Genomic DNA, 20,551 nt, shown 5'->3' with positions numbered 1-20,551 from the left:
GCATTTTGCGCCCACCTCGGCCGCTGGCTACTGTGCCTTCCGTGCGATCAGGAAGCCATTCCCTGCGAGTTTGAGGGCGCCTTGATCCAGTTCCTCGCCTTCTGAGAGGACGATCTCCCGCGCCTTTTCCAGCGGTGTGGATTGCGGAGCACTGGAGAGGTTGAACACGCAGATAAACGCATCGCCCCGTGTGAACCCGAGGAGCGGCTCGGGCAGGTCAAGGAAGGATGTTCTGCCATCTTTCAAAACGGTTTCGGACTTCCGCAGCGCGAGCATGGTTTTGTAGAACGATAGGACACTGCCATCACCTTGTTCTGACGCGGCCTTGGCCAGTTGTGGCTCTTTGACGGGGAGCCATGTGCGCGGGGCATCCGAAAAGCCGCCATTGGGGGCGGTCTTGTCCCAGACCATCGGCGTCCGGCATCCGTCGCGTCCCTTGTCCTCCGGCCAGAATGTCAGTCCCTGCGGGTCGGTCAGTTCGTCGTAGGAGAGCACCGTTTCCGTCTGGCCCAATTCCTCGCCTTGATACATGCAAATCGAGCCTTCGAGAGACAGCAACAGCGCGCCGCAAAGCTTGGCGAGCGCTGCATTATCCGTTCCGTGGTCCTGCCAGCGGGTCGCATGGCGCACCACGTCATGGTTCGAGAATGCCCAGCAGGGCCAGCCCTTGGGCGCGATTTCGTAGAAGCTCTCAACTGTTTTGCGGAAGTGTCCGGCGGTGAAAGTCTTGCCGAGCATGTCAAAGGAATAGGCCATGTGAAGGCGCTTTCCTGTCGTATATTTCCCCATCAATTCAATCGGATGGTGCCATTCGCCCACCTCTCCGACCATAGTGCGGGCATCGTACTCATCGCAGAGCGCGCGCATCCTTTCGAGGAAGGCGATGTTCTCTGGTTGGTTCTTCGAGAACAGGTGATACAGCATGTAGTAGGGGTTGAACGCTTCGCGGGCTTCGGGGCGGAAATCGGCCGCATCGTTACGCAGAAGCTTGTCATGGAAATAGAAATTGACGGTATCGAGGCGGAAGCCATCAACGCCCCGTTCGAGCCAAAACCGCATTGTGTCGAGTGCGTATTGCTGCACCTCGGGGTTATGGAAGTTAAAGTCGGGCTGCTCTTTTAGGAAGTTGTGGAAGTAATACTGCTTGCGGCGCGGCTCCCATTCCCATGCGATGCCGCCAAAGATGGACTGCCAGTTATTTGGGGCGCTGCCATCGGGGTTCGGATCAGCCCAGACGAACCAATCAGATTTGGCGCTGTCGCGGCTCTGGCGGGCGTCTTGGAAGAACGGATGCTCGTTTGAGCAATGCGATAGAACCTGATCAATGATCACCTTCAGGCCAAGCGCATGTGCCTTCGCGACCATTTCATCAAAATCGGCCAAGCTGCCAAAGCTTGGGTCAATGTCGCGGTAGTCGGAGACATCGTAGCCCATGTCCTTCATCGGCGAGGTGAAAATGGGGCTGAGCCAAATCGCATCGACACCCAGATCGGCGATATAGTCGAGTTTCGAGGTGATGCCTTTGATGTCACCAACGCCATCGCCGTTGCTGTCCATGAAAGAGCGTGGATAAATCTGGTAGGTGACTGAACCCCGCCACCAATTTGCGTCTGTCATGGTCATTACAGCCCCTCCCAATACTGCCGAAACGTTTCGGTTTTGGAAAGGCATTGCCCAAATCGTTTCGGATTGGCAAGGTGCATTAAGATTTTGCATGGCATTCAGGAAGTGATCGCGTGACCACCCTTAAAGAACTCAGCAAGCATCTTGGGCTGTCCGTGACACAGGTTAGTCGGGCGCTGAATAATCACGACGATGTCAGCGCCAAGACAAAACAGCGCGTGAAAGAGGCTGCTAAGGCTCTGAATTATCACCCAAATACTGCGGCGAGGCGGTTGGTTACGGGGCGTTCTGGTATCGTCGGCTTGGTGTATCCTTATATGCCCGATCAGGCTGACGCATGGTATTTCACCCAATTTGTTGGTGGTCTGTCTTCACGGTTTTCGCAGCACGGCATGCAGTTCATGCTGCATATGAGCGACGGGCCTGATCGGGGTCTGGCAATTCACGACCAACTCATTCGGACCCGTTCGATCGACGGATTCGTAATTATTGTGCCAAAAGCGAACGACAAGCGCGTTCAGTTGCTGCGCGAACGCAAGGTTCCCTTCGTCTTGCATGGGCAAACCATGGATCAACCGGACTATCCTTTTTATGACATTGATAACGTCGCGGTCGGCTATGACTTGACCCGACTCTTGGTTGATGCCGGTCACAAAAACATCGCCTTTATCAACGGTGAGGCGGGGGACTCCTTCGTTGAGCGGCGCTTCACTGGCTATCGCAAAGCGCTTGCCGAAGCAGGGCTGAAATGGCGTGACGAATGGCAGAGCTGCGGGACCATGACCCGCGAGTTGGGGTTGCTTGAGACGGTGCGAATGTTTCAGGGCAGTGGGGCAAAGCCGACGGCGATAGTTGCCTCTAATATGCTGATTTTGCAGGGTATTTTTGATGCGGCGAAGGCATTGGGCCTGTCGATCCCTGATGATTTGTCGGTTGTTGCGCATGACGATGACCTGCCGGATTGTCCGGTGAATATGTTCCCCGTTCCGATCACCTGCACCCGCGCGCCACTGGTGCAAAGCTGGGAGCCGCTGGCGCAATTGCTTGAGCGGTATCTCAAAGGCGCGGTGCTTTCTGATGTGCAGGAGATTGCCAGCCACGAGCTTCTCGAGCGTGGTTCCGTGCGCGCGCTGCGGTAGCCGCCGCGCCGCGAATGTTGGCAATAGACCTCCCCTAAAAAATTTGTTGACGGTCGCCAATTTGTTGCGTTAGCGTTAACCGAAACGTTTCGGAAGAATTGAGTCTTTGAGGCGTTTTGACTCGGTCTGGAGGCCGGGTTTTGAAAACCGGGAGGAATACATGATTAAATCCGTTAAATCCGCCATGCTGCGGACAACCGCTGCTGTTTCGATCGCTGCTTTCGGCGCGTCGGCACTGTCTGCGGCCGAGATCACATATGTTTCGGGCGCTGTCGGCAACGCGATCGAAGACTTCAAAACAATCGTCGCCCCTTGGGAAGAAGCAACCGGCCACACCGTGACGCTGGTGCCGATGCCTGCTTCCACCACCGACCAGTTCGGCCAGTACCGCCTCTGGCTCGCTGCTGGTAACGGCGATATCGACCTCTACCAGACCGACGTGATCTGGGCGCCGCAGTTGGCTGATCACTTTGTTGATTTGTCGGATGTTGCGGGCGAGCTGATGGAATCGCACTTCCCCTCCATCGTGGAATCGCAGACCGTTGATGGCCGTCTCGTGGCGCTGCCGCTCTTCACCGACGCTCCGGCGCTCTATTACCGTAAAGACCTTCTGGAGAAGCATAACCAGCCGGTCCCGACCACTTGGGAGCAGCTGACCGAAGTTGCACAAGCGGTTCAGGATGCTGAGCGTGCCGAAGGCAATGCCGACATCTGGGGCTTTGTCTGGCAGGGTAACTCCTACGAAGGCCTGACCTGTGACGCTCTTGAGTGGGTGAAGTCCTCCGGCGGTGGCCAGATCATCGAGCCTGATGGCACGATCTCCATCAACAACCCGAACGCAATCGCTGCAATCGAGCTGGCCGCAACATGGCCCGGCACGATCTCCCCTGAGGGCGTTGTATCCTACCAAGAAGAAGAAGCACGCGGCGTCTGGCAAACAGGCAACGCCGTATTCATGCGCAACTGGCCCTATGCTTACGGCCTCGGCAACAGCGACGATTCGGCTGTGAAGGGCCTCTTTGAAGTGACCACCCTGCCGACAGGTCAGGGCCATGACACTTCGGCGGCAACGCTGGGTGGCTGGAACGTCGGTGTTTCCAAGTATGGCGACAACCAGGAAGCAGCTATCAGCCTTGCGATGTATCTTGCAGGTCCGGAAGCGCAGAAGACCCGTTCGCTGATCGCCTCCAACCTGCCGACCATCGTCGACCTCTATGAGGACGAAGATATCGCGCGCGAACAGCCGATCATCCCGCAGTGGAAGGATGTTTTCCTTCAGGCCGTGCCGCGTCCGTCCGCGCCGACCAAGCAGGACTATAACGAGGTTTCGACCTTGTTCTTCTCCGCTGTTCACAGCGTCCTGACTGGTGATGAGAGCGCAGCCGATGCGCTGGCCGATCTGGAAATGGATCTCGAAGACCTGCTGGAGTAATCCGCACGCCTTCAAGGATCGCGTCGGGCGGGCCACCCGCCCGACGCCACACAAGGCATCACCTGTGATAGGATGCCAAAAACTGGTCGGGGGAAATCATGTCATCCACAGATGTTGGAACGGCCCGGACTGCGCGGGGCAGGGAGCTTAACCTGCAACAACAGCGCGTTCGTGCGGCCTATATGTTCCTGATACCAATGCTGGTGATGCTGGCCGTTGTCGCCGCTTGGCCGCTCTTCCGCTCGATCAGCTTTTCGTTCACCGATGCATCGGCGAACACGATTTTTAATGGACAATCCGAGTGGATCGGCTTCGAGAACTACCTCGAACGGCGGGTCCGCTCGAATGGCGAAGTGCGCTGGCGCGGCATTCTGGCCGATGGCGATTGGTGGAACGCGGTTTGGAATACTGTGCGGTTCTCACTGATTTCGGTGTCGCTGGAGACATTCTTCGGCCTGCTCGTCGCGCTTGTTCTGAACGCAGAGTTTAAAGGCCGTGGCCTGGTCCGCGCGGCGATCCTTATACCTTGGGCCATTCCAACTGTGGTTTCGGCGCGGATGTGGGGCTGGATGCTCAATGACCAGTTCGGGATCATCAACCATTTGATGATGTCGATCGGATTGATAGATCAGCCGATTGCGTGGACGGCATCCTCCGATACGTCGATGATCGCGGTGTTGATCGTGGATGTGTGGAAAACAACGCCCTTCATGGCGCTGCTTATCCTTGCGGGCCTGCAATTGATCCCCCGCGATATGTATGAGGCCGCCAAAATTGACGGCGTGCATCCGGTGCGGGTGTTCTTCAAGATCACGCTGCCGCTGTTGCGCCCTGCGATCATGGTGGCGGTTATCTTCCGCGCTCTCGATGCGCTGCGGATCTTTGACCTGATCTACCTTCTGACGCCGCAATCTGATGCAACGGTGACGATGTCTGTTCTCAGCTATCGCGAAATCCAGCAGTTCGGTGACTACGGCGAAGGGTCCGCGATGTCGACGCTCTTGTTCTTCATCATCACGCTCTTTGTCCTCCTGTACATCAAGCTGGGCAAGGTCGATCTGAGCGGGGAGAAAAGCTGATGGAACGGACACCTTTCTGGAACGTGATGTTCTATCTCGGCGTGCTGGTGATCGTGGTGATCGCGGTGTTCCCCTTCTACTATGCGGTTTTGACGAGCTTCGAGAGTGGGACGGCGATCTTCCGGCCAAATCTGCTGCCTGAAGCCTTCTCGATGAAGAACTACGATCAGGTGATGAACCAGCGCTCCTTTGGGCGCTCGGTGCTGAACTCGGTCTTTATCGCGAGCACGACGGTCTGTTTTGCGCTGCTTCTGGCAGTGACGGCCTCTTATGCGCTGGCGCGGGTGCGCTTCCGTGGGCGTGGGCTGTTGTTGATGACGATCCTTGGGGTTTCGATGTTCCCGCAGATTGCGGTTCTGTCTGGGCTTTATGAGCTGGTCAACTTCCTTGGCATATATAACCGCCCGTTCTCGCTGATCCTGAGCTACACGATTTTTACGCTGCCGTTCACGGTCTGGGTGCTGACGACCTTCATGCGGGAACTGCCGGTGGAGATCGAAGAGGCTGCCATCGTTGATGGCGCGACGCCGTGGGTCATCATTACGAAGGTTTTCATGCCGTTACTTTGGCCTGCTCTGGTCACGACGGGTCTGCTGGCGTTCATCGGGGCATGGAACGAATTCCTCTTTGCGTTGACTTTCACGATCTCAGAGACTCAACGAACAGTGCCAGTGGCAATCGCGCTGCTCTCAGGCGCCAGCGTGCAGGAAATCCCGTGGGGGCCGATCATGGCCGCAAGCGTGTTGGTGACCGTGCCGCTGATCGTGCTGGTGCTGATCTTCCAAAGAAAAATCGTAGCAGGCCTCACCGCAGGCGGCGTCAAAGGCTGATAGGAGCGACGACATGGCAAATATTGAACTCAAGGCCGTCCGCAAGTCCTACGGGAATGTCGAGGTTATCAAAGGCATTGATCTGGAGATTCAGAAGGGCGAATTCATGGTCTTCGTCGGCCCGTCGGGCTGCGGTAAGTCGACCCTTCTGCGCCTGATCTCGGGCTTGGAGCAGATCACCTCGGGCGACCTGATGTTTGACGGTGCGTTGGTGAACAACGTGGTGCCGTCCAAGCGCGGCATCGCCATGGTGTTCCAGAGCTACGCGCTCTACCCGCATATGACGGTTTACGACAACATGGCGTTCGGCATGCAGTTGGCGAAGGCGTCCAAGCAGGAGCAAGACGAGCGCGTGCGCAAGGCCGCCGAGCTGTTGCAGATCGACCATTTGCTTGATCGTTTGCCGAAGCAGCTCTCGGGCGGTCAGCGGCAGCGGGTGGCAATTGGGCGCGCGATCGTGCGTGACCCGCGCGTGTTCCTCTTTGATGAGCCGTTGTCGAACCTTGATGCAGCACTGCGGGTGCAGACCCGTCTCGAGATCGCCAAGCTGCACCATGATATGGACGATGTGACGATGATCTACGTCACCCATGATCAGGTCGAGGCGATGACCTTGGCTGACCGTATCTGTGTGTTGCGTGACGGTATCGTGGAGCAGGTTGGCACACCTGCCGAGCTTTATGACAGCCCGAATTCGATCTTTGTGGCGGGTTTCATTGGCTCGCCCAAGATGAATTTCCTTAAAGGTGCGTTTGCCGATGCGTTTGACTGCACCACGCTTGGTATCCGCGCGGAGCATATCGAGATCGTGGAAGAGGGCGCGGGACCGTGGAAGGGCAAGATCGTTCATGCCGAAGACCTTGGTTCGGATCACTTCCTCTTCGTCGAGATCGGAACGGAGGAGCCTGTGATCGTCCGCCAACCCGGCAAAATGTCCGGTGCGCTGGGGCGTGAGGTGACGCTCAGGCCGCTCGACGCCCATCTCCATCGTTTCGGAGCGGACGAAAAACCGATCCGCTAGGAAAAAGACAAAATTGATGACCCAACCACGGCTCGGAACTTCACCGGGTATGAAAGGATATTGCCAATGACAAAGATCGTTCTTGTTGGCGCTGGTAGCCTGCAATTCGGAACCGGAATGCTCGGTGACATCTTTCAGTCAAAAGTACTGACGGATGCCGAGATCATTCTAAATGACATCAACGAGTCTGCCGCGCTCAAAACCGCCGAGGTCGCAAAGGCGTTCATCTCAGAGCATGGGCTCAAGCAAAGCATTTCAGTTGAGATGGATCTGGCCAAGGCGCTGCCCGGTGCCGATTTTGTTGTGATCTCTATCGAAGTGGGGGATCGTTTCAAGCTGTGGGACATGGATTGGAGAATCCCCCAACAATACGGCATTCAGCAGGTTTATGGCGAGAACGGCGGACCGGGCGGCCTGTTCCACAGCTTGCGGATTATCCCGCCGATCCTCGAGATCTGCGGTAAGGTGATGGAGCACGCGCCCGACGCGACCATCTTCAATTATTCAAACCCGATGAGCCGCATCACCACCACCGTGCATCGCGCCTATCCAGGGATCAAGTTCATCGGTATGTGCCATGAGATCGCCTCCCTTGAGCGCCATCTGCCGCCGATGCTGGAGCAGCCGCGCGACAATATTCGCTACCGTGCGGGCGGGTTGAACCATTTTTCGGTGATGACTGAAGTGACCTATGTGGACAGCGGCAAGGATGCCTATGACGATGTGCGCACCCGCGCCGAAGGCTACTTTGGCAAGCAGCCGGGATATTCGGAAATTCTCACCGCGTCGCGGGAGACGGGTAAAGCGGTCGATACCGAAGGTTGGATGGATATTGACCTGAGCCACATCAAGGATGTGCGCCCCTGGTCAGACCGCTGGCTGTTCAAGGCGATCCTCGATAACTTCGGCATGCTCCCAATCACCTATGACAGCCACTTTGGCGAGTATATCCAATGGGCGCATGATTGCTCGGATCATCGCGGCATTCTGGATTTCTATACCTACTACCGTAACTACCTTGGCCGGATCACGCCGACGATCAAAGCCGAGCTGCACGAGCGCGTTGTACCGATCATGGATGGAATTGTCTCCGGCGTTGCCTACGAAGAGGCTGCCGTGAACATTCCCAATGACGGTTTCATCGCTGACTTGCCCAGCTGGCTGGCCGTGGAAGTGCCGGCGATGGTGGATACAAAGGGCGTCCACGGGATCAAGCTGGATATTCCGGCCGGTATTCGCGGGCTTTTGTCGAACCAGATCGGCATCCACAACATGACAGCTGAAGCGATCTTGCAGAAGAAGAAGTCGCTGGTTGTGGAAGCGCTGCTGGTTGATCCGGTGGTCACTGTTTCAAAGGGTATTCCTGATCTTGTTGATCACATGATCGCAGAGCAGAGCCCTTGGTTGGACTACCTGAAGTAAGTTGGGATAGCAGGAGGGTGGCGGTTTGCGTCGCCCTCCCTATCGGCGCTGTGAAGGGTGGGAATGGCTTCTCCATTGCCCCTTGATCCCTTCGCAGCCAATTTTCATCCGGCGGGAGCGCTTTCAAGCACTTGCCGCCGCGCCGCGCGGTCGTCGCGCGGGGAGCGCCCGAATTTGCGGGTGTAATCACGGCTAAAATGGGCAGGGCTTTCATAGCCCACATCAAAGGCGATGGCTGATATCGCGTCATTGCCCTCGGTGATGCGGCGCTGGGCCTCTAGCAGCCGGACATCCTTTTGATACTGGCCGGGCGTCAGGCCTGTCACCGCTTTGAAATGTGCATGGAAGGACGACTTGCTCATGCCTGCGTGATCGGCGAGCGTCGTTACGGAAAGCGGGCCGTCGATCGAGGCGCGGATAGAGGCGATTGCGCGCGTGACCTGCTTTGACGGGTCTTCACGGCGCAGGAACCGCCGCAGCAGCGCGCCCTGTGGTGATAAAAGCAGCCTTGCGTGGATTTCCTGCATGTGGATCGGCCCAAGAAGAGGCGCTTCGCTCCGGTCCTGTGACAGGGCGATAAACCGCGCGATGGCATCGAGCAACGCGGGTTCTGCCGGATGGGTCGTCATCGCGGGCGCATTTTCCGCGTCATCGGGGAAATCTGGTACGAGATCGTAAAACCCACGCAGGAGCGCGAGGTCCAATGGCAAAACGAAAGCCGTGTAGGGCTGTCCAGCCGATGCCTGTGTGATGCGCGACAGCACGGGCAACTCGTGGCTGACGATGATCGCATTACCAGCGGGGCAATGCACAGAGATCGCCCCTGCGTATACATCCTTCGCGCCCTGTAGGATCAGGCAAAGGAGCGGCCTGTAAAGCGTGCCTTCGATCTCGGACGGGGCGCTGCGCCGCAGGATCACCGCCTCTCCGATGCCGAGTGGCGACACGCCGTCCTGCCCTGTGGAGAGGGCGTTTTCCTGCGCGATACGGAGTGGCGAGAGTGGCATCGTGGTTCCTCGGCGACTGGCAAGTTCGACATATCACATCCCCTTATAAGATGAACGAAAATCTGATCTATTGGATTATCTGGCATCTTTTGGAGAGGATATGGCAAGATTGTTGAGTAATGAGAGTGTATCAATTCTCCTAATCGTCAAGTCGCTCTACCGAGCCGCAATCAGGAGAATCCCAATGAAAGACGCAGCCACCAGCACCCCGAAAACTGCCACCGGCCTGCCCTTTGTGGGCTTCGGTACTTACCTGATCGATGACGCGGCCGCGCCAGAAGCTGTTGCCGCAGCGATTGAGGCGGGCTACCGCCATATTGATACCGCCGCCGGCTATCATAACGAGAACGGCGTCGGGGAAGGGATCCGCAGTGGTCTTGCCGCCTGTGGCTTGGAGCGCGGTGATATATTCGTCACCACAAAGCTCTGGCCGGGGAACGCGGCTTGGGGGGACGCGCCCAAGGGGTATGATGAAACCATAGCGGCGTTTGAGGCGTCCCTTTCCGCGCTTGGGCTGGACTATGTGGACCTCTACCTGATCCACGCCCCTTCAGGTGGCGCGGAACGGCTGAACGAATGGCGTGCGCTGCTGGATCTGAAGGCGCAAGGTCGCGCCAGGTCTGTTGGCGTGAGTAACTTCACGGAGTCACATATTGAGGAAATCGCCGCGGCGGGACTCACGATGCCGGAGTATAACCAGATCGAGTTGCATCCGTGGTCGCAAAAACCGGCGCTTCTGGCTTTCATGGCCACGCACGGGATTGCGCCGATTGCTTATAGTTCGCTGGTGCCGCTTTCAACGTGGCGGGTCGAGCCGGGGCAGGGCAGCGCCAAGACAGAAGAGATGAAAGCCGCCAGTGCGGACGCGGAATCGCCCTTCAAAGCGATGGCGGCCAAGTATGGCGTGGCGGAAGCGCAAGTGCTTCTGCGCTGGGGCGTGCAGATGGGGTTCGGTGTGCTGCCGAAAAGCCTGAACCCCGCGCGGATGCGCCAGAACTTGGACCTGTTTAGTTTTGAAATTGATGCAAGTGACATGGCGCTGATCGCAGAGATGGACCGCGGTGACGGTGTCGCGTGGGCGACCGGCGATCCTCGTTTCATGGGGTAGAATTGAAGAACTTCGAACGAAAACCGTCAGCCCAGCGCCTGCGACGGCACCAGTCGGGAGGGCGAATGTCGGAACTTTGACAGTGAAATAAAAGCGGATGGGCTATGTGTCCTTCCGCTTTTATTCTCTCTAGGGAACTGAAAATAAATACTTTTTTCGGCTCGGCGCGCGGCAATTTTCTCGCAGTATCCCCCATGGCAAAGCCTTTCAGGCCATTGGTCCCAGGCGCTTTCGCCGATGGTGTTTCTCGCCTTCTACGAATGGGTACCGCTCGGGGATTAAGGCTATAGCGCTCCGCTAGGGTAAGAGAACATGGCAGATTGGCCGTTTCACTCTTCGAACGTCTTTTCACATGATAGCGGACCCGAGGACACGACCCTGCATCATTTTCAGTTTCTTCAACCCGGCCAGAACTTGGAGGCGCTGATCGAGGGCACCTATAACATGCCCTTGGTTGCGTTCTCGGTGGTGATCGCGGTCTTGGCATCGTTTGTTGCGATGGAAGTGTCCGTGCGGCTGGGTTCGATCCCTGCGAGATCGGGCAAGCTGCTTTGGGTGTTGGCTGGCGCGGTTTCCATGGGGGGTGGCGTCTGGGCGATGCATTTCCTTGGGATGTTGGCGCATGAAATGCCGGCGCAGGTCTTTTATGAACCGTTTTTGACGGTCCTTTCCATAATCCCAGCCATCCTCTCGAGTCTGCTGGTGCTGTGGATTGCGTCGGCTGACACTATCAATCACCGGAAACTCATCTTTGCCGGCGTGCTGATGGGCGCGGGCATTGGGGCCATGCATTACACCGGCATGGCCGCGATGCGCACCGATATGATGATGTATTACGACTTGCCACTTTTCCTTTTGTCGCTGCTTTGCGCGGTGTTTCTGGCGACGATTGCTCTTTACGCCAAATTTGCGGTTCGTCTGATCTTCCCTGACGCGAGGCGCATGACGACGTCACTTGTCGCGGGCGCGGTGATGGGGATCGCCATTTCTGGCATGCACTATGCGGCGATGTTTGCGACGGTATTTCTCCCACCGGAAGGGCACGAAATGGTGCCTGACGGGTTTTCGCCTAACGTGATGGCGTGGAGCGTGGGGATCATCTCTGTCCTCGCCATTTTGACGACACTGTTGGCCACGACGCTCAGCCGCTATGTGCAAACCGCGCACACGCTCCAACGGGAAATCGCGAACGGCCGCGTGCTGGCGCAGCATCTGAATTTCCAGAAAGATGCAATGGACGAACATGCGATTGTTTCGATCACGGACAGGCGCGGCATCATCACCTACGCCAACAAAAAGTTCTGCGAGATCAGCGGCTATTCGCAGGAAGAATTGATCGGACAGAGCCACAGCATCATCAACTCGGGCTATCATTCCAAAGAGTTTTTTGCCGATATGTGGAGGACGATCGCAGCCGGATCGCCGTGGAATGGCGAAATCCGCAACCGCGCAAAGAACGGTGTCTATTACTGGGTGCAGTCAACGATTGTCCCATTCCTGAACGAGGCGGGTGTCCCTTTCCAGTATATCGCGATCCGCACTGACGTGACCGACAGGAAGCTCGCAGGTGCCGCGTTGGACAGGAGCCGCTCGCGGATGCAGGCAATTTCGGAAGCGGTTCCTGCAGGTAACATTTCTGCGGATTCCGATGGAAAGATCATTTCATGGAATTCGGCCGCTGCCCGCATCTTTGGGTATTCCGAAGAAGAGGCGCTCGGGGCGCCTGTTTCAATCATTATGCCGGAGAAGCATCGTGCCGCGCATCGATCGCGCTTCGGCAAAGCCGTCGCGCAAGAGCAGTCGTTCGAGACAAAGAACTTCCGCGAAATCGAGGGACAGCGCAAAGACGGCACAACCTTTCCGGTGGAGCTTTGGATTGGCTCGTGGTCGCAGGACGGCAAGCGGGTTTTCACAGCGGCGGTTTTTGACGTCAGCGAACGTGAAGAGGCGAGCAAGAAACTGCGGGTCTTGTCCGAGGTCGTCGAGACGATGGAGCAGCCGGGCGCCGTGCTCGATGATGAGGACCGCTTCCTGATGACCAACCAAGCCTACCAGGAGTTGAATGCACCCGTCATCGACACGATCAAACCCGGGCGATACTTTGAAGAGCATATTCGCGCGCTCGCTGATCACGGGCTGTCGCCTGAAGCAACTGCGCGGGGGGAGGCGTGGTTCGAGGAGCGGATGGAGATTCACCGTCGGGAATCCGCGAGCTTCGAACTTCAGCGCCAAGATGGACGCTGGTTCTTGGCAACCGAGCGGCGTTTGGCGCATGTGGGCCATATCGTGCTGTTGTCCGACATCTCGCAGCAGAAGGCTGTTCAGGCGGAAATCGAACAGGCAAAAGTCGCAGCAGAGGCGGCCAATATTTCAAAATCTGCCTTCCTCGCCAACATGAGCCACGAAATCCGCACCCCGATGAATGGCGTTTTGGGCATGGCGGAAATTCTGGCAGGAACCGGCCTGAACAAGGAACAGGCCCATATGATCAAGACGATCACGGATAGTGCCGGTGCGTTGCTCAATATCATCGACGATATTCTGGACTTCTCGAAGATCGAGGCGGGCAAGCTTGATGTCAGCAAGACCAAGGTGAGGACCATCGAATTCCTCGAGGCGATCTGCAATGTCATACGCCCGATCGCACAGGAGAAGAGGGTAAACCTGCATCTATCGCTGACGCCTGATGTTATGGGCGCGATGAAAACCGATCCGGTGCGCCTGCGACAGATCCTCCTGAATCTTCTGAGCAATGCCGTCAAATTTGCGGCCAGCAAGACCGAGCGCATGGGCTTTGTCGAATTGCATGTCGAACTATTGTCGCCGGATGTGATCGAGTTCACCGTCAGGGATGACGGGATCGGGATGACCGAAGAGGTGCAATCGAAGCTGTTCCGCCCATTTACGCAAGCCGAAGAGGGGACAACCCGCGAGTTCGGCGGCACTGGTCTGGGATTGGCGATCACCCGCAATCTTGTGGAGTTGCTGGACGGGGCCATCAGCGTGTCCAGCAAGCAGGGCGAGGGCAGCACCTTCAAGGTAAAGCTCCCGTTCAAGCCAATCGAAGTCACGATGGAGATGCCTGATATTTCCGGTCTGACGGTGATCTCATTTGCGGACGATCAGGGCTCATGTGCCTCCATCGGCCAATTCCTCGACGTCAATGGCTCGAACCTTGTGGAAGCCACGGATATCTAGGGGCTATTGGAGGCGCTCAAGGCCCCGAAAGGCGAGCCGGTTGTCTTGATCGCGCAAAAAGACGCGACAGATAACGCCGCAGTGAGAAACCGGATTTTGCAGGAGGGGTTCAGTCCACGGTTACTGTTGGCGGAGGCATCACGCTCCGACCTCGCCAGCCGTCATGGCGCGGATACTTATAGCATTCAGCGCTTCCCGATGCTGCCGTCTGAATTCGTTGGCGGGATCACCGAGTTGACAGGCAGAAGCAAACGCAAGAGCGCCGAACCCGCAGAAGTAGCGCAAAAGGCGAACGATGCCGGCGAAAGATTGATCCTTCTGGTCGAGGACAACCCGATCAATCTTAAAGTCATGTCGGCGCAGCTGGAGCGTTTGGGGCACAAGGTGCTGACGGCCGAGAACGGCGAGAAGGGTCTTGCCCTTGCGGGGGCGCATGAGTTTGACGTCATTCTAACCGATTGCCACATGCCGGTCATGGACGGCTTCCAGATGACAGCGCAACTGCGCAAGCGGGAGGCTGCTGGCGGTGGGCGTATCCCGATCCTCGCGGTTACGGCCAATGCATTGCGCGATGAACAGGAGCGTTGCCTTGACGCTGGCATGGATGGCTACCTGTCCAAGCCGATTTCAATGGATAATCTGCGTGCGGCGCTGAACCGGATGTTTGTAGCGTCGCCTGTGAAAGTGCATATCGGCTAGCGGCTGGGGCAGCCCCCTCGCGCGGCTAGATTTCCTCTCAGGCGGCCTGATCCAACAACTGGTCTGCGATATGCCGCGCGATGGGGACGGCGGCGGTTGCCGCTGGTGATGGGGCATTGCCCACATGCAAACAGCGCGCGGTTTTCACGAACAGGAAATCGTCGATGATCTTGCCATCCGGTGCCACGGCCTGCGCCCGTACGCCTGCGGGGTAGGGGGCCAGATCACCCAGCGCGATACGGTCGCAATATTTGTGGATACGCTTGAGGTAGGCGCGTTTGGAGGCTGATGCGGTCAGTTCGGAGGCGGCTGACGCCGGGTTCTGCGCCAACATCCGCCAAAAGCCGCCATAGGACAGCGTATCGAGCATATCCGGCGGGGAGATATCGCTGAGACGATACCCTTCGCGTTTGAAGGCAAGCACGGCATTCGGCCCCACGGTGAAACCGCCCGCAATCTTTCGGGTGAGGTGCACACCAAGGAACGGGCGTGCAGGGTCAGGTACGGGATAGATCAAGTGACTGACCAGATCATCGGGCTGGTTCAACAGGCGGAAGAATTCGCCCCTGAAGGGCACAACACGGTAGCCCGGTTGCTGCCCGAAGGCGCGGATTATCCTGTCGGAGTGCAGCCCCGCGCAGGTGACAACGCGGCCTGCTTCAAACCGTTTCTGCGCGGTTGTGACCGATACGGAGCCGCCTCGTTCTTCGCCTGAGACGACCCGCGCCCCGAAGCGGACATTACCACCGCGCGCGATGAACAGGGCTGACATCACCTCGGCAATGCGCTTGTAATCGGTGATGCCGGTGCTGGGCGAATAGAGCGCGGCGACCCCGTTTATGTGTGGCTCCATACGCCGCAGGCTTGCTTCATCGACATCTTCGATCACGATGCCGTTCTGCCGCGCCCTCTCGCCGAGCGCCTGCATCCGCGTAAGCTCCGTTTCGTCCGTGGCGACGATCAGCTTCCCCAAACGCTCGAACGGAATGTCATGCTCTGTGCAGAATGCCTCGGTCGCTTGCACGCCCTCGCGGCAGAACCGTGCCTTCATGCTTCCGGGCGCATAGTAGACACCGGCGTGGATCACGCCTGAATTATGGCCCGATTGGTGGGTCGCGGGCGTTGGCTCCTTTTCGAGCACCGTGATCCGCGCCGCAGGGTCGCGGGATTGCAGCTCAAGTGCGGTCGCCATGCCGATTATGCCGCCGCCGATGATCAGGATATCGGTGGTTTCTGTCATGCGTCGCGCCTTGTCCCTTTCGTCAGGGGGGTTTGTCTCCGATGCTGCGGCTTTTGTCCATGCGTGCAGGATGGCGCTGCTGGTCGCTACTGAACAATCGCGTTTTCCCACTCGGACAGGAAGCGCCGGCTCTTGAACTGGTCAAGGAACACCAGCAACCCCGGCCCAAGCCGGATACGATGGAGCGCCGCATCTTCCACAGGCCCGCGCGGAACGGCATCTGCAAGCGGTGATACACCCTCACCATAGGTCTGCAAAAGCATGTGGTCGATGAAATCGGCGGCGATCTGCGGCCGCTGCGAGGTCGACGGGATCAGAACCGTGCGCAGCATGACGGTGGTAAAATCCGAAAGCAGGATCGTGGCGAAGTTTTCGTTCTCGCCGCGACCGGCGGCGTAGCTGCCCAGCACGTTATAGGCGATGGCGAGTTTACCGCTCTCCACATCGTCGATCATCTCGGAGGAGCAGCAATAGAGCTGCGCCCCGAGCGCACCTATCACCTCGGTCAGACGCCAGAATGTCTCGGAGGTGCGGGCATCTTGGGTGGCAAACAGGTATCCAAGGCCGGAGCTGCGAATATCATAGGTGCCGATCCGGCCGCGAAACTGTTCGGGCGCGCGGCGCAGGGCGGCGATCAGTTCCTGCCGCGTTGAGGGGATCGGTTGGCCTTCGAAATCGGCTTTTGAAATAACGACAGCGGCGGGTTCTTGGGTGAAAGCGAACACCATGTTGTTCCAAACCGCCCATTCCGGCAGCGAGACGGATGCGGGCGGCACATGTTGTAGAGCACGCCCGTCATTTGCCAGCTTTGTTTGCAGGTCCATCGCGCTGGAGATCACCAGATCGAACGGAGCATTCTCCTCGTAGATTGCCCGCATCACATCCGTCGATCCTGCGACCGTGTAATCGATGGCAATGCCGCTTCGTTCGCTCAGGTAAGAGGTGATCATCGGCTCAAAGAAACCGATATCGGCGGTGGAGAGAATGCGGATGCGCTCGGCACCCCCTTCGTCGCCAAAGACAGCATGATCCTCGATCTCGAACGCAGACGCCGCGCTGGCGATAAGGATCAGGATAAGGGAAAGGATAGGGTGACGCATGCGCCGCCTCCTGCACTGTTTTCCAAGGTCATTGCACCGCCGTGGGCACTGACCACATCTTCAACGATCGTAAGCCCCAGCCCAGAGCCAATGGTGCCGCTGGCGTTGGTTCCGCGCGCGAAACGGTCCCGCAATTGGCCGAGGTCGTTCTGAGGAAAGCCCGGCCCTGTATCCTGCACGGTGAGGATTGATTTCTTGTCGCTGGCCGAGACATGCACACGGATCGTGCCGCCTGCGGGGGCATATTTGATCGCGTTGTCGAGCAGGTTGCGGAGCGCGTTTTGCAACAAGATCGCATCGCCACGGATATGCGGGCTGGCGTCGAATGAGGCGTGGATTTCCATTTCCTTCAGTTCCGAGACAGGCCGCAGGCTCTCGATCGTGTCGCTGGCCAGCGCGGCAAGGTCGATCTCCTCGTCGAGGAGATGATCCGCGCGGAACGTCACCATCGCATGATCCAAAAGCTGCCCCGCTGTGCGGGAGCTTTCGTCTATGGCGCGGATCATATCGCGGATGGCTGCGCGATTTTCGGGCTTCTCTACGCGGCGCAAAGTGATCTCCGCCTTGGTGCGGACGATGGCAAGGGGCGTGCGCACCCGATGTGCCGCTTCGGCGATAAATTCCTCAGAGCGTGAAAGCGAGCGCTTCAGGCGGCCCATGAAGGTGTTGAGCGCATCCACCAACGGGGCCATCTCAGTGGGAACCGGCGCGGCAACAGGGCGCAAATCCTTCGGGCCGCGCCGCGTGACCGAGGCGGCAAGACGCGCAAGAGGGCGGATCGTGCTGCGGGAGATCAACAGCGAAAGGAGCGCTGCCACCAAGAAGAAGCCACCGCCAATAGCCATTGCCATGCGCGAAATGCGGGCAAGGGTCTGGTTCATGCTGGAGCGCGTTTGCGCCACCGATACCTCTAGCGTGGAGGCACCCGCATCCGTCGACAGGCCGCGTGAGGCGGTGGCGATGCGCACTGCCTCGCCCAAATATGCATCCGAACCGAAGCGCGTCACCCCGCTGGAAAGTGGCTCTGGCTGGGGGAGATCTTCGTAACCGGACAGGAACTTTCCATCCAGCTGGATCTGGTAAAAAACCCTTTCGTTGCTGACCGTATCGAGCATGGAGAGCGAGGCGTAGGGGAAGTCGATGGTGATCTCGCCTTCGACGACCCGCGCGCTATCGAGGATCGACAAAGCGGATGCAGCGAGCACGTTGTCCTGACTTTCCTGTGCGATTTCGCGGGCAACCGATTGCACCACGAAGTAGACCAGCAGCGCCAACCCACCTGCGCCAGAAAGCAGCATGATCGTCAGCTTTCGCCGCAGCGAGCCTTGGGTCACAGCAACGCTCATGAAGCGTCCAATTTGTAGCCAAGCCCGCGCACCGTGACGATCTCGGTGCGCGATGCCGACAGATGCCGCCGGAGACGGCCGATATAGACCTCGATGGCGTTTTCCGAGACATCCTCATCATAGGAAAACAGCCTGTCCACCAGCGCGCCTTTGGAGAATATCTGCCCGGGTGCGTTAATTAAAATCTCGATCAGGCGCAGTTCTCGGGGGCGCAGCTGGACCACTTCGGTAGGGGTTTCGAGAGTGCCAGCGAGGGAATCAAATGTCAGATCGCCGACGGTGATTCTGTTCGTCGATTTGCCACCACGCCGCCGCAGGACTGCCCGACAGCGGGCCTCAAGTTCCGAGAAGTCGATGGGTTTCACCATGAAATCATCCGCGCCGGAATCCAGCATCCCAACCCGATCCGAGACTTCGGATCGCGCCGTCAGGACGATCACAGGCGTGCTGTTTTTCGAGTTCCGGTGACTGTTCAAAAATGAGCGACCATCGCCGTCAGGTAACATAATATCGAGCAATATCAGATCGTAAGACGTGACGGATGTGAAGTCGGATGCGGTAGAAAGATCAGCCGCGTGATCGACGACATGCCCGTCCAGCGACAGACGGTCGACGACGGCTGCGGCCAGCTCTTCGTTGTCTTCGATCAGGAGAAATCGCATCCGTTTCGCTTTTCTGTGGCGGGTGTCAGGTTTGTGTCAGCTTTCGTCGTCAGGTTCCCAATTCATGGGCGGCTTCGGTCGCTGATGTCAAATGGGAGGAAAACTTATGACATTCAAAATGGGCCGTCGCGCCCTTCTCGCCGCTGTTGCGGCTGTCTCCATGTCCGGCTCCGCTTTTGCGGCTGGCCATCAAGTGCTCGACAGCATCCACTTCCTGATCCCCGGCGGCGCCGGTGGCGGCTGGGACGGAACCGCGCGCGGCACGGGTGAGGCGCTCACCAATGCAGGCATCGTCGGTTCGGCGTCTTATGAAAACATGTCCGGTGGCGGCGGCGGTGTGGCGATTGCCTACCTGATCGAGAACGCTGAATCGAACCACGGCACGCTGATGGTCAACTCGACCCCGATCGTCATCCGGTCGCTGACTGGCGTTTTCCCGCAGTCGTTCCGTGATCTTTCGCTGATCGCTGGCACCATCGGCGACTATGCCGCGATGGTGGTGAAAGCGGATAGTGATATTGACGATATGGCCGGCCTGCTGGATGCCTACCGCGCTGATATGAGCGGCACCGCTGTTGGCGGTGGCTCGGTCCCGGGTGGTATGGATCACCTCGTCGCAGCAATGGCATTCCAAGCCGCGGGTGAAGATCCGACCGCTGTTAAGTACATCCCCTATGATGCAGGTGGCGACGCAATGGCCGCACTGCTCTCGGGCGAAATCAAGGCGCTGTCCACTGGCTTCTCGGAAGCGGTTGCACTGGCGGAAGCTGGCGAAGTGAAGATCATCGGCGTTACCTCCGATGAGCGTGTGCCTGCCTATGACGCGGCTCCCACCATGCAGGAGCAAGGCATCGACACGACCTTCATCAACTGGCGTGGTTTCTTCGGTGCGCCGACGCTCTCTGACGAAGAGATCGCCGCCTACCAAGAGGCGCTTGCCAAGATGTACGACACCCCTGAGTGGGAAGCCGTTCGCGCCCGCAACGGCTGGGTCAACATCCACAACCCGGGTGATGATTTCCGTGCTTTCCTTGAAGAGCAGGAAAAGGTCATCGGCGATCTGATGCGCGAGCTGGGCTTCCTGTAAGCTTCTACCGCGAGACGAATTGTTCGGGCCCCTTGTCGGGCCCGAACACCAACAGGGGGGACACACCAATGGCACTTGATCGCTGGATCGCGCTTATCATTCTCGCGATTGCACTGGCCTACGGCTATGCAGCGTTCTTTACGATGGATCATCTGTTGCCGCCGTTCATGCAGCGCAACCCGATCTGGCCCAGCACCTTCCCGAAGGCACTTTCGGTACTGGCGGTGGGCACTTGCTTGATCATCCTGCTCGGGTTGGAAAAGCCCAGCGGCGAAGAGAAAACTCCCGACATTGATTACCGTCGTCTGCAAGACTACCACCTCGGTAAGGCGCTTTTCCTGCTGGCGCTGATGGCAGCATACGCGCTGGCGCTGCGGCCTATCGGCTTCCTCGCGTCAACAACGCTATTTCTCGTCTTGGGGGCCGCCATTCTCGGCGAGCGCAAATTCCATATCCTGATCCCTGTCGCTTTGGTGGCCACAGGCGCGGTCTGGTATCTGGTGCAAGAGGTGCTGGGGATCTTCCTGCGGCCTCTGCCGTTCTTCTTGGGGGTCTGAG

General features: G+C 58.1%; 17 protein-coding genes. 11 read left to right on the top strand and 6 right to left on the bottom strand.

The genetic code is table 11. The features are described 5' to 3' along the window. Nucleotides 1-27: 27 nt before the first annotated feature. Nucleotides 28-1,617 (bottom strand): alpha-amylase family glycosyl hydrolase, encoded by a 1,590-nt coding sequence (locus AB1E42_RS13145; RefSeq protein WP_368346436.1) that lies wholly within the window; start codon nt 1,615-1,617, stop codon nt 28-30. Between the two features lie 119 nt (nt 1,618-1,736). Here AB1E42_RS13145 and AB1E42_RS13140 point away from each other — a divergent pair, with 119 nt between their 5' ends. From AB1E42_RS13140 to AB1E42_RS13115, 6 genes are all read left to right on the top strand, one after another. Continuing rightward, on the top strand, nt 1,737-2,762 hold the full coding sequence (locus tag AB1E42_RS13140; RefSeq protein WP_368344687.1) for a LacI family DNA-binding transcriptional regulator: 1,026 nt from the start codon (nt 1,737-1,739) through the stop codon (nt 2,760-2,762). 160 nt (nt 2,763-2,922) lie between these two features. After that, a complete protein-coding gene (locus AB1E42_RS13135; RefSeq protein WP_368344686.1) occupies nt 2,923-4,194 on the top strand; it encodes an ABC transporter substrate-binding protein in 1,272 nt (423 codons plus the stop codon). 98 nt (nt 4,195-4,292) lie between these two features. After that, nucleotides 4,293-5,273 (top strand): carbohydrate ABC transporter permease, encoded by a 981-nt coding sequence (locus AB1E42_RS13130; RefSeq protein WP_368344685.1) that lies wholly within the window; start codon nt 4,293-4,295, stop codon nt 5,271-5,273. Continuing rightward, the gene (locus AB1E42_RS13125; RefSeq protein ID WP_368344684.1) at nt 5,273-6,103 is read left to right on the top strand and encodes a carbohydrate ABC transporter permease; all 831 of its coding nucleotides are present in this window, start codon (nt 5,273-5,275) and stop codon (nt 6,101-6,103) included. The genes AB1E42_RS13130 and AB1E42_RS13125 overlap by 1 nt, the downstream gene beginning before the upstream one ends. 13 nt (nt 6,104-6,116) lie before the next feature. Then, nucleotides 6,117-7,124, top strand: a complete 1,008-nt coding sequence (locus AB1E42_RS13120) for an ABC transporter ATP-binding protein (RefSeq protein ID WP_368344683.1) — start codon at nt 6,117-6,119, stop codon at nt 7,122-7,124. A gap of 66 nt (nt 7,125-7,190) precedes the next feature. After that, a complete protein-coding gene (locus tag AB1E42_RS13115) occupies nt 7,191-8,546 on the top strand; it encodes a hypothetical protein (RefSeq protein ID WP_368344682.1) in 1,356 nt (451 codons plus the stop codon). A gap of 104 nt (nt 8,547-8,650) precedes the next feature. Here the strand turns inward: AB1E42_RS13115 and AB1E42_RS13110 are convergent, their stop codons facing one another. After that, nucleotides 8,651-9,553: an AraC family transcriptional regulator N-terminal domain-containing protein gene (locus AB1E42_RS13110; RefSeq protein ID WP_368344681.1), complete on the bottom strand. Its 903-nt coding sequence runs from the start codon at nt 9,551-9,553 to the stop codon at nt 8,651-8,653. A gap of 184 nt (nt 9,554-9,737) precedes the next feature. Between AB1E42_RS13110 and AB1E42_RS13105 the strand changes: the two genes are divergently transcribed. The 3 genes from AB1E42_RS13105 to AB1E42_RS13095 all read left to right on the top strand — a co-directional run bounded on the left by AB1E42_RS13105 (nt 9,738) and on the right by AB1E42_RS13095 (nt 14,558). Next, nucleotides 9,738-10,661 (top strand): aldo/keto reductase, encoded by a 924-nt coding sequence (locus tag AB1E42_RS13105; RefSeq protein WP_368344680.1) that lies wholly within the window; start codon nt 9,738-9,740, stop codon nt 10,659-10,661. Nucleotides 10,662-10,973: 312 nt separating this feature from the next. Further along, a complete protein-coding gene (locus AB1E42_RS13100; protein WP_368344679.1) occupies nt 10,974-13,859 on the top strand; it encodes a PAS domain S-box protein in 2,886 nt (961 codons plus the stop codon). 6 nt (nt 13,860-13,865) lie between these two features. After that, nucleotides 13,866-14,558: a response regulator gene (locus AB1E42_RS13095; protein WP_368344678.1), complete on the top strand. Its 693-nt coding sequence runs from the start codon at nt 13,866-13,868 to the stop codon at nt 14,556-14,558. A gap of 37 nt (nt 14,559-14,595) precedes the next feature. Here the strand turns inward: AB1E42_RS13095 and lhgO are convergent, their stop codons facing one another. The 4 genes from lhgO to AB1E42_RS13075 form a co-directional block, all read right to left on the bottom strand. Further along, nucleotides 14,596-15,798, bottom strand: coding sequence for an L-2-hydroxyglutarate oxidase (gene lhgO, locus AB1E42_RS13090; protein WP_368344677.1), 1,203 nt, complete (start codon nt 15,796-15,798; stop codon nt 14,596-14,598). Nucleotides 15,799-15,884: 86 nt separating this feature from the next. Beyond that, nucleotides 15,885-16,898 (bottom strand): ABC transporter substrate-binding protein, encoded by a 1,014-nt coding sequence (locus AB1E42_RS13085; RefSeq protein WP_368344676.1) that lies wholly within the window; start codon nt 16,896-16,898, stop codon nt 15,885-15,887. Next, nucleotides 16,868-18,244 carry a sensor histidine kinase gene (locus AB1E42_RS13080; RefSeq protein ID WP_368344675.1) on the bottom strand — a complete coding sequence of 459 codons (1,377 nt, stop codon included), beginning with the start codon at nt 18,242-18,244 and terminating at the stop codon, nt 16,868-16,870. Before AB1E42_RS13080 ends, AB1E42_RS13085 begins: the two co-directional genes overlap by 31 nt. Beyond that, complete coding sequence (locus AB1E42_RS13075) at nt 18,241-18,906, bottom strand: response regulator transcription factor (protein WP_368344674.1); 666 nt, start codon at nt 18,904-18,906, stop codon at nt 18,241-18,243. The genes AB1E42_RS13080 and AB1E42_RS13075 overlap by 4 nt, the downstream gene beginning before the upstream one ends. A 106-nt stretch (nt 18,907-19,012) precedes the next feature. Between AB1E42_RS13075 and AB1E42_RS13070 the strand changes: the two genes are divergently transcribed. Together AB1E42_RS13070 and AB1E42_RS13065 are read left to right on the top strand one after the other, a co-directional pair. Next, nucleotides 19,013-19,993: a tripartite tricarboxylate transporter substrate binding protein gene (locus AB1E42_RS13070; protein WP_368344673.1), complete on the top strand. Its 981-nt coding sequence runs from the start codon at nt 19,013-19,015 to the stop codon at nt 19,991-19,993. Nucleotides 19,994-20,061: 68 nt separating this feature from the next. After that, the gene (locus AB1E42_RS13065; protein ID WP_368344672.1) at nt 20,062-20,550 is read left to right on the top strand and encodes a tripartite tricarboxylate transporter TctB family protein; all 489 of its coding nucleotides are present in this window, start codon (nt 20,062-20,064) and stop codon (nt 20,548-20,550) included. Nucleotide 20,551 lies beyond the last annotated feature (1 nt).

It is taken from the genome of Pelagovum sp. HNIBRBA483, from assembly GCF_040931995.1.
Classification (GTDB): Bacteria; Pseudomonadota; Alphaproteobacteria; order Rhodobacterales; family Rhodobacteraceae; genus JAEPMR01.
This window is presented reverse-complemented; position numbering and strand designations above follow the sequence as displayed.

Coding starts and splice junctions, on each gene's coding strand:
- AB1E42_RS13100 (WP_368344679.1), top strand. CDS start 10,974: ATGGCAGATTGGCCGTTTCACTCTTCGAACGTCTTTTCACATGATAGC.
- lhgO (WP_368344677.1), bottom strand. CDS start 15,798: ATGACAGAAACCACCGATATCCTGATCATCGGCGGCGGCATAATCGGC.
- AB1E42_RS13075 (WP_368344674.1), bottom strand. CDS start 18,906: ATGCGATTTCTCCTGATCGAAGACAACGAAGAGCTGGCCGCAGCCGTC.
- AB1E42_RS13110 (WP_368344681.1), bottom strand. CDS start 9,553: ATGCCACTCTCGCCACTCCGTATCGCGCAGGAAAACGCCCTCTCCACA.
- AB1E42_RS13085 (WP_368344676.1), bottom strand. CDS start 16,898: ATGCGTCACCCTATCCTTTCCCTTATCCTGATCCTTATCGCCAGCGCG.
- AB1E42_RS13120 (WP_368344683.1), top strand. CDS start 6,117: ATGGCAAATATTGAACTCAAGGCCGTCCGCAAGTCCTACGGGAATGTC.
- AB1E42_RS13135 (WP_368344686.1), top strand. CDS start 2,923: ATGATTAAATCCGTTAAATCCGCCATGCTGCGGACAACCGCTGCTGTT.
- AB1E42_RS13105 (WP_368344680.1), top strand. CDS start 9,738: ATGAAAGACGCAGCCACCAGCACCCCGAAAACTGCCACCGGCCTGCCC.
- AB1E42_RS13145 (WP_368346436.1), bottom strand. CDS start 1,617: ATGACAGACGCAAATTGGTGGCGGGGTTCAGTCACCTACCAGATTTAT.
- AB1E42_RS13125 (WP_368344684.1), top strand. CDS start 5,273: ATGGAACGGACACCTTTCTGGAACGTGATGTTCTATCTCGGCGTGCTG.
- AB1E42_RS13065 (WP_368344672.1), top strand. CDS start 20,062: ATGGCACTTGATCGCTGGATCGCGCTTATCATTCTCGCGATTGCACTG.
- AB1E42_RS13070 (WP_368344673.1), top strand. CDS start 19,013: ATGACATTCAAAATGGGCCGTCGCGCCCTTCTCGCCGCTGTTGCGGCT.
- AB1E42_RS13115 (WP_368344682.1), top strand. CDS start 7,191: ATGACAAAGATCGTTCTTGTTGGCGCTGGTAGCCTGCAATTCGGAACC.
- AB1E42_RS13080 (WP_368344675.1), bottom strand. CDS start 18,244: ATGAGCGTTGCTGTGACCCAAGGCTCGCTGCGGCGAAAGCTGACGATC.
- AB1E42_RS13130 (WP_368344685.1), top strand. CDS start 4,293: ATGTCATCCACAGATGTTGGAACGGCCCGGACTGCGCGGGGCAGGGAG.